Origin of the sequence: Pseudoxanthobacter soli DSM 19599, from assembly GCF_900148505.1 — a bacterium.
Classification (GTDB): Bacteria; Pseudomonadota; Alphaproteobacteria; order Rhizobiales; family Segnochrobactraceae; genus Pseudoxanthobacter; species Pseudoxanthobacter soli.
Genome location: NZ_FRXO01000013.1, coordinates 1 through 15,547, shown reverse-complemented (window position 1 = coordinate 15,547; position 15,547 = coordinate 1). Strand labels below are relative to the sequence as shown.

The window sequence follows — 15,547 nt, the reverse complement described above, 5'->3', positions numbered from 1 at the left end:
GCCTGATCGCCCGTGCGGCCGGTGGGTGTGAGCAGGGATCGCGAGGAGGAAATGCCATGAAGATGGCTGCCATGAAGATCGCAGTCATGGGGGCCGGTGCCGTCGGCTGCTATTTCGGAGCGCTGCTTGCACGGGCCGGGCACGACGTGACGCTGATCGGCCGGCTCGGCCATGTCGAGGCGATCGGCCACCGTGGCCTTCTGCTGGATATGGGTGGCCGCCGTCACACGGTTCCGGTCGCCGCCACGGAAGCCCCGGCCGGCGTGGCGGGCGCGGATCTGGTGCTCGTCTGCGTGAAGTCGAATGACACCGAGGAAGCCGGTCGCCAGATGGCCCCTCATCTCGCACCGGAATGCGCGGTCTGGAGCCTGCAGAACGGTGTGGACAATGCCGAGCGGCTCCAGGCGGTGCTCGGTCGCGAGGTGGTGCCGGTCGTGGTCTATGTGGCCGCGGAGATGGCCGGACCGGGTCACGTTCGCCACCACGGGCGCGGTGACCTCGTCGTCGGGCCGTCCGGGGCGAGCGAAGGGCTGGCGGCCCGCTTGACGGAGGCGGGCATTCCCGCGCGCGTCTCCGCGGACGCACTCACGGCTCTCTGGACCAAGCTGATCGTCAACTGTGCCTACAATGCGGTGTCGGCGATTACGGGGCAGGCCTATGGCGAACTCCTGCCGGTGCCCGGCCTTCAGGAGGTCATGCAGGATGCGGTGCAGGAATGCACGGCGGTCGCCCTGCGCCTGGGCGTCCCGTTGCCCGCCGACATCTGGACGACGGTGCTTGATGTCGGCGTGGCGATGCCTGGCCAGCGCTCCTCCACCGCACAGGATCTGGCGCGAGGACGCCGCACCGAGATCGATCACCTCAACGGCTACATCGTCCGCAAGGGTCTGGAGTTCGGCGTGCCGACGCCAGTAAACCGGGCGATGCACAGCCTCGTGCGGGCGCTGGAAACCAGGAGTGCCGCCTCCGCAGGTGGCTGATGAAGCAGCGACTTCATTGATGACGGCCTTGAGGTGAGGCCGCCTAGAGCGCTTTCCGATCTGATGGAATCATCAGATCGACAAGAAATCGCTCCAGATTCAGAAGCTTGAGCATATCCTTATCGTTCAGATCTGTTCAATCTGAACGGGATATGCTCTAAGCCAATGCCGGGGGGGCTCCCAATTTCCTGATGTCGCGCCTGGGCGGCGCGCCAAACATGCGGGAATATTCGCGGCTGAACTGCGAGGGACTTTCGTAGCCGACCTCGAACGCCGCCGTCTCTACGTTGACGTCCTTCGAAACGATCAGGCGCCGTGCCTCCAGCAGACGAAGCTGCTTCTGATATTGCAGCGGGGTGATGGATGTCAGCGCCTTGAACTGGCGGTGGAAGGCCGACGGGCTCATCTGTGCGATCGCGGCCAGCTCGTCGATCCGGATCGCTTCCGTGAAGCGCGCACGCAGGCAGTGGATGGCGCCGATCACGCGCTGGGCATAGCTGTTCGCCAGCGTCATCCCGGCGATATCGCCGCCGCGCGGCCCCGCCAGCAGCCAGTAGCAAATCTCGCGCGTGATCAGGGGATGGAGCGCCGGGATCGCATCCGGCGTGTCGAGCAGGCGGATCAGCCGCAACACGCAATCTGCCAGTGGCCCTTCGAAGTCCGTCACGAACACGCCGCGGCCGACCGTCCCGCTGGTTTTGAGCGGCGCGTCCATGTGCTCCATCACATCGCGCATGATCGCAGGGGTGAATTCGATCACCGCACCGAGGAAGGGTTCGCGCGGGCTTGCCGCGACGATCCGGCCGACAGACGGCATCTCGATGCCGACCACCAGCGCCTGCCCGGCCTTGTATTCGAAGCGCTGCTTGCCGAACGTCGACCACTTCTCGCCCTGCGCGACGACGCAAAGCGCAGGTCTGATGATGGTGTGCGTCGGCGCCCGCTCGTGGTCCGAGCGCAGGATGGTCAGCCCCTCGATGGCGGTGATGAACGGGCTCTGCCCGACCTGCCGGTCGGTATAGTGGGTCAGCGCCTCAGCCAGTCCGTTTGCCATGTGGTTCTGCCATGTCGCCTCGCCATGTCGTTCTTTTGCCGCGGGCGATCCATCACGATAGGCTGGCGAGCAGGAATAGGCAAGAATCTGCGGGGTTCCGGCATTCAAGTCGCAGGCAGGCGGCTTCTATGATGCCCACATCGCTCCAGCAAGGAACCCGCATATGTCGACGGAAACCTCTTTCGGATCAAAGCGAAAAGTCGCGATCATCACGGGCGGCAGTCGCGGATTGGGCCGCAGCACGGTGCTCAATCTCGCCGCCCGCGGCGTGGCCTCGATCTTTACCTACAATTCCAATCGGGCAGAAGCCGAGAAGGTCATCGGTGCGGTTGCCGAAGCCGGCGCCGAAGCGGTGGCGTTGCAACTCGATACTGGCGACACGGGGCGTTTCGATGGCTTCGTGCAGGAGGTGAGGCAGGCGCTTTCCAGGCTCGGAGCAGAACGCTTCGACTATCTCGTCAACAATGCCGGCACCTCGCATCACAACGGCATCGAGCAGACGACGGAGGCGGAACTGGACATGCTCTACAATGTCCACTTCAAGGGCGTGTTCTTCCTGACCCAGAAGCTGCTGCCGCTCATCAACGATGGGGGGCGCATCGTCAATGTCTCGTCCGGTCTGACCCGGTTCGCCTTCCCCGGCAGCGCTTCCTACGCCTCGATGAAGGGGGCTGTGGAGGTGCTGACCCGTTATATGGCGAAGGAGCTGGGGCCGAGGCGGATCACCGCCAATGTGGTCGCACCGGGTGCCATCGCCACCGATTTCAGCGGCGGCATGGTGCGCGACAATCCCGATATCAATGCGCGTGTCGCCGAGGCGACGGCGCTCGGCCGCGCCGGCGTACCCGAAGATGTCGGCCCGATGATCGCGTCCCTGCTTTCGGAAGACAATCGCTGGGTCAATGCCCAGCGCATCGAGGTATCGGGCGGCATGCTCATCTAGAGAGCTTACCGATCGGATGGAATCATCCGATCGAGAAGAAATCGCCCCAGATTCAATGGCTTGCGCATATCGTTGTCGTTCAGATCGGTTCGATCTGAACGGGATATGCTCTCGAACGCAGTCCGCGGAAGCCGCACTGCGTTCGAGAGCGTAAGCATGCCTGCCGTCCCGACCGGTTCCGCCACGGCGGACTGTCCGAGACCGGAATCCGGCGGCCAAGAGCCGCCGGCCCGCGTCTGCCCGCCTGAAATCAGGCGATCTGCTTCTCGGCGGCCGCCGGAACGTCCACCACGCTCGTCCAGCCGTGGGTGTCGGCCTCCCGGCCATACTGGATGCCGGTGATGTGGTCGTAGAGCCGCTGGGTCAGCGCGCCGGTCCCGCCGTTGCCGATGAAGACCTTGTCGTCCTTGTAGCCGAGTTCGCCGACCGGCGAGACGACGGCTGCGGTGCCCGTGCCCCACATCTCGCGCAGCGTGCCGTCATGGCCCGCCTGCATCACTTCGTCGATGGTGATGCGGCGCTCGGACACCGTGTAGCCCCAGTCGTTGAGGAGCGTCATGACGGAGTTGCGCGTGACGCCGTCGAGGATCGTTCCCTCGAGCGGCGGAGTGACCACCTCGTCCCCGATGAGCATCCAGATGTTCATGGTGCCGACTTCGTCGATATATTTCCGCTCGACGCCGTCGAGCCAGAGGACCTGAGTGTAGCCCTTGTCCTCGGCTTCCTGCTGGCCGGAAAGCGAGGCGGCATAGTTCGCCGCCGTCTTCGCCTCGCCGAGGCCGCCCTTCACCGCGCGGACGTACTTGTCCGACGCAAGGATGCGCACCGGCTTGACGCCTTCCTTGTAGTAGGCGCCGACCGGCGAGCAGATCACGAAGTAGATATAGTTGGTCGCCGGATGCACGCCGAGGGCGACGTCGGTGGCGATGATCGTCGGCCGGACATAGAGCGACGTGCCCGGTGCGGACGGAACCCATTCATTGTCGACGCCGACGATGGCCTCGAACGAGCGGCGGACGAGATCGACGTCGAGAGTGGGGATGCAGAGCGCCGCACACGACTTGTTCAGACGCTCGGCGTGGCGCTGCGCGCGGAAAAGACGAATCTTGCCGTCGGCGCCGCGGAAGGCCTTCAGGCCGTCGAAGATCGCCTGGCCGTAATGCAGCACCGACGTCGCTGGGTCGAGGCTGAGCTTCCCGTAGGGCACCACGCGGGGGTCATGCCAACCCTTGTCCGCATTGTAGTTCATGATGAACATGTGGTCGGTGAAGACCTTGCCGAACGAAAGTGCATTGTCGGCCGGCCGCGCATGCGGCGTCTCGGTCCGAGTGATGCTGATCGGGGTCTTGAGCGGGTCACTCATAATCTACACTCGTAATCCTAGCGGTTGAGCGTCTTTATCAGTGTCATCTTGTTCGCATGAGCAATGACGGAGTCTTGAATTATTGCAGATGCACAATATTGGCACTTCACGTCGGATCGGCAGAAAGGACGTGCGGCGCGGAGGCGAGCGTTGGCGAGGCCAGCACACCGCAGATCCATTTGATGCTGTCGTTCGGCTATCGGGCGATTGAAGCCAGATGTCAACGGCGGAAACGTGGCGATTTCCGCGATCGTGCCGGGGCGGGCGGGAAGCGGCCGCTCGGAAGGGGCACGGGGGCTTCGTCCGCGCGGGTCCGCACGAAAAAAGGGCCCCGCGCCCGAAGGTGCGGAGCCCGCGTGTCGGGTACCTGATCTGGCGCCGCGATCAGCCCGCGATGTGGCCGAGGATCAGTTCGTTCACCCGGTTCGCCTTCTCCATCTGAACCATGTGCCCGGCACCTTCGATTACCTCCGCCTTCGCAGCAGGCCCGAGGACGCCTGCATGGGCCGCGGGAATGATGCGGTCGCCGGCGCCCCAGATCACCAGCGTCGACGGTCCATCCTTCAGCCGGGCCGACAGCACCTCGGCCTGCCGCCCGTTCGGAAACACGGCCCCGGAGATGGCGGCAAGGGCGGTTTCGACGCCGTCGAGGCGCTTATATTTCAGCACATCGTCGACGAGCTGGCGGCTGACGAGGCCCGGGTCCTCGAACAGCCGCTCCAGCAGCGGCTTCAGGTCGCGCCGCGAGTTCGCCTGAGCGAACCCGGCGACATAGTCACCGTCGATCTCCTCTCCGAGTCCGGCCGAGCCGATCAGCGTCAGCGAGCGAACCCGCTCCGGATGGTCGAGCGCGGTTCGGATCGCGATGGCGCCGCCCATGGAGTGGCCGACGAGATGGGCGTTCGCGATGCCCACCGTGTCCATGAAGCCGACGAGTGCCTGGGACAGGCCGCCGAGATCCGGCGTCTTCACGGTCTTGTCGGACTGGCCATGACCGGGCAGGTCGAGCGCATAGACGGTGGCCTTCCCGGCGAGCGCGTCGATGTTGAACAGCCAGTTGTCGAGATCGCCGCCGAAGCCGTGGATCAGGATGACCGTCTCCGCGCCGTCGCCCTTGCGTGCGTAGCGGATGCGGCCTGCGGGCGTTTCCGCGAACTCGTAGCGCGGGCCGGCCTCCTCGCCGCCCTCGTCGTCCTCGGCGGGGGTGACGTAGCCGGCGACGAAGGCGTCGATCTCGTCGTCCGGCACGTCCTCGTCCGCGACGACGCCGATCAGCGCCTTCACCGGGTAGACGGTGTTCGGCTCGCCGAGAATGCGGCGCAGCTGCCCCGCATCCCCGGCTTCCACCACGCCCGCGATCTTGTCCGTCTCCACCTCGACGATTTCGTCGCCGACGGCGATCCGCGCCCCCGGCTTCTTCAGCCAGCCGGTGACCTTGCCTTCCGACATCGACAGGCCCCACTTCGGCATGACGATGGGCTTGATACGCTCGTTCATGGTCTGCTTCCGATCAGGCGTGTTCGCGCACGACAGTTTTCGCCACGGCAGCGGCGATGATGTCGGCGGAGGGGATGTAGAGGTCTTCGAGGGCCGGCGAGAACGGCACCGGCGTGTGGGGCGCCGTCACCATCTGCGGCGCGGCCTTGAGCGCCGAGAAGGCCTGCTGCGCCACGGTCGCGGCCACGTCGCAGGCGATGGAACACCGCGGGTTGGCCTCGTCCACAACGACGAGCCGGCCGGTTCCCTCCACGCTCTCGATCACGGTGTCCCAGTCGATGGGCGACAGCGTCCGCAGGTCGATCACCTCGGCCTCGATCCGCTTCTCCTTGGCGAGCTTCTCCGCTGCGTCGAGCGCGCGATGCACCATCAGGCCGTAGGCGACGATCGTGACGTCCTTGCCTTCGCGCACCACGTTCGCCTCGCCGAACGGGATGGCGTAGGACTCGGCCGGCACGTCGGTCTCGTGGCCGTAGAGGTTCTTGTGCTCGCAGAAGATCACGGGATCGTCGTCGCGGATCGACTGGATCAGCAGTCCCTTGGCGTCATACGCGTTGGAGGGGCAGACGACCTTCAGCCCCGGGACGTGGGTGAACATCGGCGTCAGCATCTGCGAATGCTGCGCGGCGGCCCTGAAGCCGGCGCCGACCATGGCGCGGATCACCACCGGCGTGCGGGCTTTGCCGCCGAACATGTAGCGGAACTTGGCCGCCTGGTTCAGGATCTGGTCGAAGCAGACGCCCATGAAGTCCAGGAACATCAGCTCCGCGACCGGGCGCATGCCGCAGGCCGCCGCGCCGATGGCCGCGCCGATATAGGCCGATTCAGACAGCGGCGTGTCGAGCAGGCGGCCGGGGTGCTTCGCGTTGAGCCCCTTGGTCACGCCGAGCACGCCGCCCCACGCATCCGTCTCGCCGGGCGCGCCGGCGCCGCCGACGATGTCCTCGCCCATGAGGATCACGGTCGGGTCGCGGCGCATTTCGAGGTCGAGCGCCTCGTTGATCGCCAGCTTGTAGCTGAGCTTGCGGGCCATGATGGTTTCCTCCGGTTGTCTTGTTCTGGCGGCGTCAGTAGGCGACGTAGACGTCGGTGGTGAGTTCGCGCGGCGTCGGCAGGCTGGCGCCCTTGGCGCTTTCCACCGCATCGTCGATCAGTTGCGCGACCTCCCGGTCGATCAGCGCCAGATCGGCGTCGGAGAGCACGCCCGCGGACGACACGCGCTCCGCGAACAGCTTCAGGCAGTCGCGGCTGGCGCGGTTGGCGTCGTTCTCGCCCTTCGCCTTGTAGGTCTGGGCGTCGCCCTCGAAATGGCCGAAGAAGCGCACCGTCTTGCATTCGAGCAGGGCCGGGCCGCCGCCCTCGCGCGCGCGCCGGATCATCTCGCCGGCCGCCTCGTGCACCGCGAAGAAGTCGGTGCCGTCGACGGTCACGCCCGGCAGGCCGAAGCCGGTCGCCCGGTCGACATAGGAATCGACGGCCGTCGCATATTCGACGGAAGTCGATTCCGCGTAGCCGTTGTTCTCCACCACGAAGATCACCGGCAGGTTCCAGATCGCGGCGAGGTTCATGCTTTCCAGCACGGTGCCCTGGTTGGCGGCGCCGTCGCCGAAGAAGGTGATGCCGACGCCGCCGTCGCCGCGGAACTTCGCCGCAAGCCCCGCGCCGCAGATCAGCGGCGCGCCGGCGCCGAGAATGCCGTTCGCCCCCATCATGCCCTTGGAGAGATCGGCGATGTGCATCGAGCCGCCCTTGCCGCGGCACGAGCCGTTCGACTTGCCGTAGATCTCGGCCATCATCTCGTGGACATCGACGCCCTTGGCGATGCAGTGACCATGGCCGCGGTGGGTGGAGGCGATGCGGTCGACATCGTTCAGATGCATCATGATGCCGGTCGCGCAGGCCTCCTCGCCGGCATAGAGGTGTACGAAGCCGGGAATGTCGCCGCGGGCGAATTCGACATGCAGCCGCTCCTCGAACTCGCGGATGGTCCGCATGGTGCGATAGGCCTGCGCCAGTTCCGCCTCGGAAAGCGGGAAGGGATTGTTGGTCATCGTTTCCTCCTTGTTGTTTTGATGGGATTTATCTTGAAGAGCCAGTGTCCCTCGCGGTCGCGTCAGCAGGCCGCCTCCGCCGGGTGACCGGTGCGCATCAGCCCCCGCGCCGCGGCGAACCGCATCACCGACGCGACGTCGACGGTTCGGAACGCGTTGTCGTGGAGAACGACGGAAACGGTCTGGTGGGCGTCGAAGAACAGCTCGCGCTCACCGTCGAGCGCGATGGCGCCGGCCGGCAGGCTGGGGGCGAACGGCACGCCCGCCGGCATCCGTCGCCAGTCCTCGATGCCGATCGGCTCGATCAGGCCAGGGGCGATCGGTGCTCGAACCTCCATCGGCGCAAGATCGGCCGGGCACAGCCGCACCATCATGCCGCCCGGTTCGGTCCGGCCGATCGGTTCGATCAGCCCGGCGATGGACGCCATTCCGATCACCTCCGGGTCGGCGAAGGTGACGAACAGCTCGCGGAACGTCGCCGTGCGCCACAGTGCGCGCGCGCCCACCCAGCGGTCGGTCACGAACGCGACGTCCACCAGCGCCACTTCCGGCGGGGCGTCGTCGGTGCGGACCTCGATGAGCTTGTTGGCCATGAAGGCGATCGCCTTCGGCACCCGCCCCGAAACGGCGAGACCCGTCGCGAGGCCGGTGATCGTCGGCTCGCGGTGCTCGGGAAATGCGTTGTTGGTTCCGGTCGAGATGCCGGCGACGGGTACGTCGCCGCATTCCGCCACGACGGCGCGATGGGTGCCGTCGCCGCCGAGCACGATGATCGCCGCGACACCCGATGCCGCCATCATGCGCGCGGCGCGGCGCGTGTCGTCTACGGTTCCGGCGGGCTTCATGTCGAGGAACGAGACGCGCGGAAAGCGGCCCTCGCCCAGGTGCGCGGAGCGGTCGAGCCCGCGCACGACGTGACCGCGGATGCCGCCGGCATCCGGCATCATCACGACGTGCTCGATCCCGGTGGCGCAAAGCGCCGCCAGAGCTCGGAGCACGATATTGGCCCTGTCGGCGAGCTGCAGGCTGGACGCGTTGGCGACGACGCGGCGGATGTCGCGCGCGGAAACCGGATTGGCGATGATGCCCACCAGCGGCGACATCGGCTTCCTCCTTCGTTGTTCTTGTTGCCAAAGAAGGAGAGCAAGCACGATGCCAGATGGGCTATATTTCTAAGCCCTTGTTCTTGAATTAGAAAAGCACCAGGTCACGGGCGGTGGTCCGCAACCGCGGCGCCGCACCTGTGGCGTAGCGTGCAACAGGTGTGGCGAGGCGACGCCGCACTTTCGTCAGTTGCGCCTGTTCGGCGGCACGATGCCGAAGCGGCGCATCTGGCGATGAATGGTGGTGCGATCGACGTTGAGGGCGCGTGCGGCCGCCGAGACGTTCCAGTGATGGGTCCGCAGCACCGCCTGCAACTGCTGCGCCGGGTCGCCGTCCCGTGCCGCGACGGAGAAGGGGTGCACCTCCGGCCGCGCGGGGGCCGCGTGCGGACCCGGCTGAAGCCAGCCATCGGCATCCGCGGCCATGGCGATGTGCTCGGGCAGGTCGCCAAGGTCGATGACGGGCCCGCCTGCGACGGCGCACGCATAATCGAGGGCGTTGACGAGTTCCCGGATGTTGCCCGGCCAGGCATAGGCTTTCAGGGCGTTCAGCGCCGTCTGCGACAGCGGCTTCGGCGGCTCCCTGCCGCCTTCGCCCGCATGGCTTGCGGCGAGCAGCCGCCCGATCAGCCATTCGAGGTCAGCGCGCTGGCGCAGGGGCGGTAGGGTCAGCACCGCGCCGTTCAGGCGGAAATAGAGGTCGTCGCGGAAGCGGCCGGCCTTCACTTCTTCCACCAGATCGCGGTGGGTGGCGGCGATCACGCGGATATTGACCGGCACGGGCCGGGTCCGGCCGACCGGCAGCACCTCCCGTTCGGCGAGCACGCGCAGCAGGCGCGTCTGCGAGGCGAGCGGCATGTCGCCGATCTCGTCCAGGAACAGGGTGCCGCCGTCGGCCTCCAGCACAAGCCCGCGGCGCCCCTTCGCGGAGGCACCGGTGAACGCGCCGGGCTCGTAGCCGAACAGCTCGGCCTCGATCAGCGTATCCGGCAACGCCGCGCAGTTCACCGCGACGAAGGGCTTGCCCGCGCGGGCGCCCGCCGCGTGGAGCGCCTTGGCGAGGTGCTCCTTGCCGGTGCCGGTCTCGCCGTGGATCAGCAGGCTCATCTGCGCGTTGACGAGCTTCGCGGCGCGGCCGACGACATCGCGCATCGCCGTGTCGCCGCCGCACAGCTCGCGAAGCGGCGGCGGCAGGCTCGGCGGCGCAGCGGACTGTCGCTGCACTGGCGGCGGGGGTGGCAGGGCCTCGGCAAAGAGCATGGTTCCGCTCGCGGCGAGCCTCACCACCCGTTCGGTCGTCGGCTGCGAGTGCGTGAAGCGCGGCAGGTCGTCCGCGCTGAAATCGAACACTTCGTCGAGCCGGCGGCCGAGCAGAGAGGCATTCCGGCGCGCGGGCGGGCGTCCTTCCGGCCCCGCCACGGGTTCGCGGCCGATCAATTGCCGCGCACGGTTGTTGAAGCCGATGATCCGGCCGCCCGCATCGACCGCCAGCACATAGTCCGGGTCGATGTCGGCGAATTCGAGCGATGCCGAAAGCTTCAGGATCCAGTCGCGGCGGAAGCGGTTGAGGAGGTGGGCGATCTCGATCTTGTGGGCGAACGACTTTACCAGCTGCAACGCCAGAAACTGGCTCTGCTTCGGCTCAGGCGACTTCAGCGCCGAGATGTCGAGCACGGCGGCGAGTTCTCCCGTCGGGTCGAACACCGGTGCGGCGGTGCAGGTCAGCGGAATATGCGTTGCGTCGAAGTGATCGGTCAGATGCACCGTGAGCGCCTCACCGGTGGCGATGCAGGTGCCGACCGCGCAGGTGCCCATCTGCGGTTCGCTCCACATCGCGCCGAGATAGAGCCCCGCTTGCCGCAGCATGTTGTTGAAGGTCAGGTCGCCGATGAAGTCGACTGTGACGCCCTTGGCGTCGGTCAAAAGCAGCACGTAGCCGAGGCCGGAGATCTGCCGGTAGAGCATCTCCAGCCCGAAGCGGGCGGTATGCAGGAAGTCGTCGAGCGCGTCGCGATGTTCGCGCAGCCGGCCTTCCGTCAGGATCCTCGCCTCGCGCAGCACCTCCGGGTCGAGCTTGTGCTCGTCGACGCATCGGCGCCAGGAGGCATGGATGATCGCGTCCCGTGCTGTCCGCTCGCCGATGGCGACGCGCACGAGTTCGTCGATGTGGGCGGCTTGCGCTTGCCTCACGGCCGTGCTCCTCCCGCCAGCGTTTGTCGCTGTTGTGTTTGACGGCGAGTGTCGCGCCACGGCAAAGGATAATCAAGGGCACGCTGATCAACGCGGCGTGGCACGCGCGGGGAGTCGAAGGGCCATGGTGCAACTTGCCGTCATCGAGCCCAGCCGTTGGTACGAGACCCGGTTGCAGGCGGACGGCATCACGCTGATCCACGAACCCTGGATCAAGCCGTTCTATCGCTGCAACATGTGGCATGTCCGCGGGCGGGACCGCGACCTGCTGCTCGATACCGGTCTCGGTGCGGTGCCGCTGCGGCGCCACGTTGCGCTTTTGACCGGTCGGCCGATCCTGTGCGTGGCGAGCCACACCCATTTCGATCACATCGGCGGGCATCACGAGTTCGCCGACCGCTGCGTGCATTGTGCCGAAGCGGCGATTCTCGCTGATCCGCGGCCCGCTCTCACGGTCGCCGATCGCTATGCCACCGAGGACATGTTCGACGCCTTGCCGGAGGGTTGGGACACCGCGGGCTACCGCGTGACCGCCGCACCGGCCGGCCATCTGCTCCAGGACGGCGATATCCTCGACCTCGGCGACCGGGCGTTCGAGGTCATTCACACGCCGGGCCATTCACCCGGTGGGATAGCGCTCTGGGAGGCGAAAACCGCCACGCTGCTTGCCGGCGATATCGTCTATGACGGGCCGTTGATCGACGATGCCTATCACTCCAACCCGGACGACTATGTCGCGTCTCTGGAGCGGCTGCTGCGGCTTCCCGTCGAGACCGTTCATGGCGGCCATTTCCCGAGCTTCGGCCGGGCACGTCTCGATGCCATCGTGCGGGATTATCTGGCAGGCCGGCGCAAGGCCGGCTGCCATCTGGGTTGATCTTCTGCTGTCGACACGACAAGGCCCCGCATAGGCAGGGCTCGACGCCCGGCCTATGCGGGGCTTCGCGCGTCACGCGGCGGCGAGATCGCTCACGAACCGCTCCACGACCTGACGCAGGTCGGTCGCCTGGTCCGACAGCCCGACGGAGAGGGAGAGCAACTGGGCGGATGCGGATCCGGTCAGTTCCGCGGCTTCGCCGACGCTGCCGATATTGACGGTCACCTGCTGCGCGCCGACGGCGGCGTGCTGGCAGTTCTGCGCGATCTCCTGGGTCGCTGCACCCTGCTGTTCGACCGCGCTCGCGATGGTGGAGGAAATCTGCTTGATGTCGCCGACGACGCGGATGATCTCGGTCATCGACGAGACGGTGCCTTGGGTGGCGGTCTGGATCTCCGCGATCTTGGCGGCGATTTCCTCCGTTGCCCGGCCCGTCTGGCTGGCGAGCTGCTTCACTTCCGAGGCGACCACGGCGAAGCCCCTGCCGGCCTCGCCCGCGCGGGCGGATTCGATCGTGGCGTTGAGGGCGAGCAGGTTGGTCTGATCGGCGATACCCTTGATGAGCGAGATCACGTTGCCGATCGCCGTCGCCACCTGCGAAAGCTCGGCGATCCTGTCGTTGGAGGCGGCGGCCTCCCGGAACGCGAGGTCCGCCACGCTCGCCGCGTGACTGACCTGCTGCGTGATTTCGTGGACCGAGGTCGCGAGTTCCTCCGACGCGGATGCCACCGTCTGCACGCTGCTTGCCGCCTGCTCGGTGGCGGCCGCGACCGCCTGGGCCTGCCGTGAGGTCTCTTCCGCGGTGGCCGACAGGTCGCGCGCGGATCCCGCCACGTCGTTGGACGACTGGGCGAAGCTCGCCGACAGGTCCCGCATCCGGAAGACGAACGTCTCGGCCAGGCTCTCGCGCAGTTTCAGCCGGTGGTTCTCCGCCTCTTCCCGCTTTGCCTGTTCCCGGCGGGCGTGCTCACCGGCTTCAAGCTGCTCGCGCAGCATTTCGAGGGCGCGGGCAAGCGCCCCGATCTCGTCCTTGCGCCGCACGGCCTCGGCGAGTTCGCTGTGTTCCAGATCGCCACCGGCCATCGCTTCCATGTTGCGGATGGCGGCGTTGATCGGGCGGACGATGTCCCGACGGACCAGCACGATCGCCAGCCCGATCACGGCGAGTGTCGCCACCGCGATCCCGCCCACGAGCATCACGGTCAGTGTGCGCACCCGGGCGGCGGCCTCGTCGCTCATGCGCACGGCATCGTCGAAGATGCCGTCGTCCAGGGTCACCGCTTCGGCGATGACCGCATCGACGGCAGGCCGGCACTCGCCCGCCATCCGGGCCGATGCCGCGCCGCTGTCGTTCTGCCGTGCGGCATTCAGCGTGCCGGAGCAGGATGCGTCCACGGCCGCCTTCAGCTTCCGGCCGACATCCTCGATTCGCGACGCATAGGCCGGCGCGAGCCTGGCCGCCTCCGCGATGTGCTCGTAGGTGGACGCCATGTGCTTCTGCTGCAGGGCGAGGTCCTCGGACGTCCCGCCCTCCGCGTCCGATGCGATCGCGACATAGACGTCGTTCAGCGACACGATGACCGCGCGCATCGCGCGGGCCATTTCAAGCGTCGCCGGCTGCGGCCCGCGAATGATCTCGTTGTAACGCGCATCGATCTCGATCAGCTCGGATCTGGCATAGATGCCCCCGCCGATGCTGACGATGCCGAGCGCGATCAGCAGGCAGGTCACTTTCCAGATCATCGGAAGATTGTTGTACGACATAGGCACAGCCCCGCATTTCAGTCCCTTCCGCGCGGCACCCCCCGCGCGGTCGGGGCAGAATAGGGACGGTTCCGCTCCGGGCGCTTTGCTTTGCCTCAGTTCGGGTTCGTCTTTGTGCCTAATTCCATCGTCTCATCCACCGCTCAGATGGCGTCCCGTCTCAGTGGCATCGTCATGCAGTGGACGCTGCCGCCGCCGGCGGCGAACAGATCGAGTTCGGGATCGAACACCGTGATGCCCTCGGCCCGCAGCGCGGCATTGATGCGCGCACTGTGGCGCGGCGAGATCACCCGGTCGCCACCGAGCGCGAGCAGGTTGCAGCTCATCGCCATCACCTCGCGATAGGTCGCCTCCACGATCCGGATGCCATGATCCTTGAGCCAGCTCTCGAAGTCGTCGCCGAGCACCTCGATGCAGGCGACCGCCAGCCCGTCGGCCGCCATGCAGAACAGCACGTCGAGATGCAGGAAGTGGTCCGGGAAGGCTTCGAGCCGGGTCTCCCAGCCCTTGTCGGCGAACCAGCCGGCGAACTGCGCCGCACCTGTCCGGTCGGTCCGTCCACCGGAATGGCCGACGAGCAAAAGGCCATCACGGATGATGTGGATGTCTCCGCCCTCAACGGTGCCGATGCTGCCGACGTTCCAGAAGCCTGTCGCCCCGTGGAATTTCAGGATGGCGGCGTATTCACCGCGCCGCTGGGGCATGGCGAGCGTCGTCAGCACCGGTCCCCACGGCGTGGTCTGGCTCGAATCGCGCGTGTAGACTTGATAGGGCAGGTGCCCTTCCAGCTCGACATAGTGGCGGGTTACGCCAGCGGAATCGAGCGCGCTCTCAAGTTCCCGATATTGCGCGCCGAGGCGCGCGAGATCGATGCGGCGTTCGCCGGCCAGCGTTTCGCGCGCGATCGAGTTGGTGGGAATCCACCGGTAATGCTCCGGCGCGCACAACAGCACGTCCCTGAGGACGCCGGTTTCAGACCCGACCGACCACTGCACGCTCGTCCCTCCCTGCTTTCACGCGCGAGTGTGCCCTTCCACCCGGCCCGAGAACAAGAGCGCCCGGATGCGCGCAAGGCGACATCCGGGCGAAGAGCCTCCCGCCGGCGGGGTTCGCCCCGCGATCAGATCATGCGGCTCTGATTGTGGAGAGGAAGGTCGCGACCTCGTGGGAGAGGCGCTCGGATTGTCTTGAGAGTTCGCCCGCGGAGGCAAGGACCTCTGCGGCGGCGGCGCCGGATTCGTCGGCGGCGGTGGCGACACCCTCGATGTTATGGGTGACCTGGCGGGTGCCGATGGCGGCCTGCTGGACGTTGCCGGCGATCTCGGCGGTGGTGGCCATCTGCTGCTCGACGGCGGCGGCGATGAGCGTGGTGACGCCGTTGATGTCGTCGATGCGGCGGTTGATGGCGGCCATGGCCTCGACGGATTCGCCGGTGGAGGCCTGGATGCGGGCGATCTGGCCGGCGATCTGCTGGGTGGCCTTTCCGGTCTGCTCGGCGAGGCTCTTGACCTCGGCGGCGACCACGGCGAAGCCCTTTCCGGCATCGCCGGCCCGCGCCGCCTCGATGGTGGCGTTGAGGGCGAGCAGGTTGGTCTGCTGGGCGATGGCGCTGATGAGATCGACGACGGCGCCGATGTCGCCGGCGGCGGCGGAGAGGGTCTGCATCTTGGCGGCGGTGTCGCCGGCATGGTCGGCGGCCTCGCGGGCCATGCGGGCGGATTCCTC

13 protein-coding genes are annotated in these 15,547 nt (G+C 66.9%); 3 read left to right on the top strand and 10 right to left on the bottom strand.

Features of this window, described 5'->3' with window-relative positions; translation table 11 throughout:
* Window positions 1–71: 71 nt before the first annotated feature.
* A complete protein-coding gene (locus BUF17_RS19990; RefSeq protein ID WP_073632194.1) occupies window positions 72–980 on the top strand; it encodes a ketopantoate reductase family protein in 909 nt (302 codons plus the stop codon).
* 157 nt (window positions 981–1,137) lie between these two features.
* On the opposite strand, the gene BUF17_RS19985 is transcribed toward BUF17_RS19990, so the two are convergent.
* On the bottom strand, window positions 1,138–2,034 hold the full coding sequence (locus BUF17_RS19985) for an AraC family transcriptional regulator (protein WP_073632068.1): 897 nt from the start codon (window positions 2,032–2,034) through the stop codon (window positions 1,138–1,140).
* A gap of 163 nt (window positions 2,035–2,197) precedes the next feature.
* Here BUF17_RS19985 and BUF17_RS19980 point away from each other — a divergent pair, with 163 nt between their 5' ends.
* Window positions 2,198–2,977, top strand: a complete 780-nt coding sequence (locus tag BUF17_RS19980; protein WP_073632066.1) for an SDR family NAD(P)-dependent oxidoreductase — start codon at window positions 2,198–2,200, stop codon at window positions 2,975–2,977.
* A gap of 250 nt (window positions 2,978–3,227) precedes the next feature.
* On the opposite strand, the gene BUF17_RS19975 is transcribed toward BUF17_RS19980, so the two are convergent.
* The 6 genes from BUF17_RS19975 to BUF17_RS19950 form a co-directional block, all read right to left on the bottom strand.
* Entirely contained in the window at window positions 3,228–4,340 is a 1,113-nt protein-coding gene (locus BUF17_RS19975) for a branched-chain amino acid aminotransferase (RefSeq protein ID WP_073632064.1), read from the bottom strand.
* Between the two features lie 384 nt (window positions 4,341–4,724).
* Window positions 4,725–5,837, bottom strand: a complete 1,113-nt coding sequence (locus BUF17_RS19970; RefSeq protein WP_073632062.1) for an acetoin dehydrogenase dihydrolipoyllysine-residue acetyltransferase subunit — start codon at window positions 5,835–5,837, stop codon at window positions 4,725–4,727.
* Between the two features lie 13 nt (window positions 5,838–5,850).
* Complete coding sequence (locus BUF17_RS19965; RefSeq protein ID WP_073632061.1) at window positions 5,851–6,870, bottom strand: alpha-ketoacid dehydrogenase subunit beta; 1,020 nt, start codon at window positions 6,868–6,870, stop codon at window positions 5,851–5,853.
* A 34-nt stretch (window positions 6,871–6,904) separates the two neighbouring features.
* Window positions 6,905–7,888, bottom strand: a complete 984-nt coding sequence (locus BUF17_RS19960) for a thiamine pyrophosphate-dependent dehydrogenase E1 component subunit alpha (protein WP_073632059.1) — start codon at window positions 7,886–7,888, stop codon at window positions 6,905–6,907.
* Between the two features lie 62 nt (window positions 7,889–7,950).
* Window positions 7,951–8,991 carry an ATP-NAD kinase family protein gene (locus BUF17_RS19955; RefSeq protein ID WP_073632058.1) on the bottom strand — a complete coding sequence of 347 codons (1,041 nt, stop codon included), beginning with the start codon at window positions 8,989–8,991 and terminating at the stop codon, window positions 7,951–7,953.
* Window positions 8,992–9,177: 186 nt separating this feature from the next.
* Window positions 9,178–11,181, bottom strand: a complete 2,004-nt coding sequence (locus BUF17_RS19950; RefSeq protein ID WP_073632056.1) for a sigma-54-dependent Fis family transcriptional regulator — start codon at window positions 11,179–11,181, stop codon at window positions 9,178–9,180.
* A gap of 124 nt (window positions 11,182–11,305) precedes the next feature.
* Between BUF17_RS19950 and BUF17_RS19945 the strand changes: the two genes are divergently transcribed.
* Complete coding sequence (locus BUF17_RS19945) at window positions 11,306–12,058, top strand: MBL fold metallo-hydrolase (RefSeq protein ID WP_073632053.1); 753 nt, start codon at window positions 11,306–11,308, stop codon at window positions 12,056–12,058.
* A 72-nt stretch (window positions 12,059–12,130) separates the two neighbouring features.
* Here BUF17_RS19945 and BUF17_RS19940 read toward each other — a convergent pair whose 3' ends face one another.
* From BUF17_RS19940 to BUF17_RS19930, 3 genes are all read right to left on the bottom strand, one after another.
* Window positions 12,131–13,801 (bottom strand): methyl-accepting chemotaxis protein, encoded by a 1,671-nt coding sequence (locus BUF17_RS19940; protein ID WP_139282619.1) that lies wholly within the window; start codon window positions 13,799–13,801, stop codon window positions 12,131–12,133.
* A gap of 164 nt (window positions 13,802–13,965) precedes the next feature.
* Complete coding sequence (locus tag BUF17_RS19935; protein WP_073632049.1) at window positions 13,966–14,817, bottom strand: dimethylarginine dimethylaminohydrolase family protein; 852 nt, start codon at window positions 14,815–14,817, stop codon at window positions 13,966–13,968.
* 130 nt (window positions 14,818–14,947) lie between these two features.
* The coding region (locus BUF17_RS19930; RefSeq protein WP_244530967.1) for a methyl-accepting chemotaxis protein at window positions 14,948–15,547 on the bottom strand (600 nt) is incomplete at its 5' end.

What these genes read in the sequence shown, in the direction of transcription:
- BUF17_RS19970 (WP_073632062.1), bottom strand. Translation starts at nt 5,837, where the DNA reads ATGAACGAGCGTATCAAGCCCATCGTCATGCCGAAGTGGGGCCTGTCG.
- BUF17_RS19980 (WP_073632066.1), top strand. Translation starts at nt 2,198, where the DNA reads ATGTCGACGGAAACCTCTTTCGGATCAAAGCGAAAAGTCGCGATCATC.
- BUF17_RS19990 (WP_073632194.1), top strand. Translation starts at nt 72, where the DNA reads ATGAAGATCGCAGTCATGGGGGCCGGTGCCGTCGGCTGCTATTTCGGA.
- BUF17_RS19985 (WP_073632068.1), bottom strand. Translation starts at nt 2,034, where the DNA reads ATGGCAAACGGACTGGCTGAGGCGCTGACCCACTATACCGACCGGCAG.
- BUF17_RS19940 (WP_139282619.1), bottom strand. Translation starts at nt 13,801, where the DNA reads ATGATCTGGAAAGTGACCTGCCTGCTGATCGCGCTCGGCATCGTCAGC.
- BUF17_RS19955 (WP_073632058.1), bottom strand. Translation starts at nt 8,991, where the DNA reads ATGTCGCCGCTGGTGGGCATCATCGCCAATCCGGTTTCCGCGCGCGAC.
- BUF17_RS19945 (WP_073632053.1), top strand. Translation starts at nt 11,306, where the DNA reads ATGGTGCAACTTGCCGTCATCGAGCCCAGCCGTTGGTACGAGACCCGG.
- BUF17_RS19965 (WP_073632061.1), bottom strand. Translation starts at nt 6,870, where the DNA reads ATGGCCCGCAAGCTCAGCTACAAGCTGGCGATCAACGAGGCGCTCGAC.
- BUF17_RS19960 (WP_073632059.1), bottom strand. Translation starts at nt 7,888, where the DNA reads ATGACCAACAATCCCTTCCCGCTTTCCGAGGCGGAACTGGCGCAGGCC.
- BUF17_RS19975 (WP_073632064.1), bottom strand. Translation starts at nt 4,340, where the DNA reads ATGAGTGACCCGCTCAAGACCCCGATCAGCATCACTCGGACCGAGACG.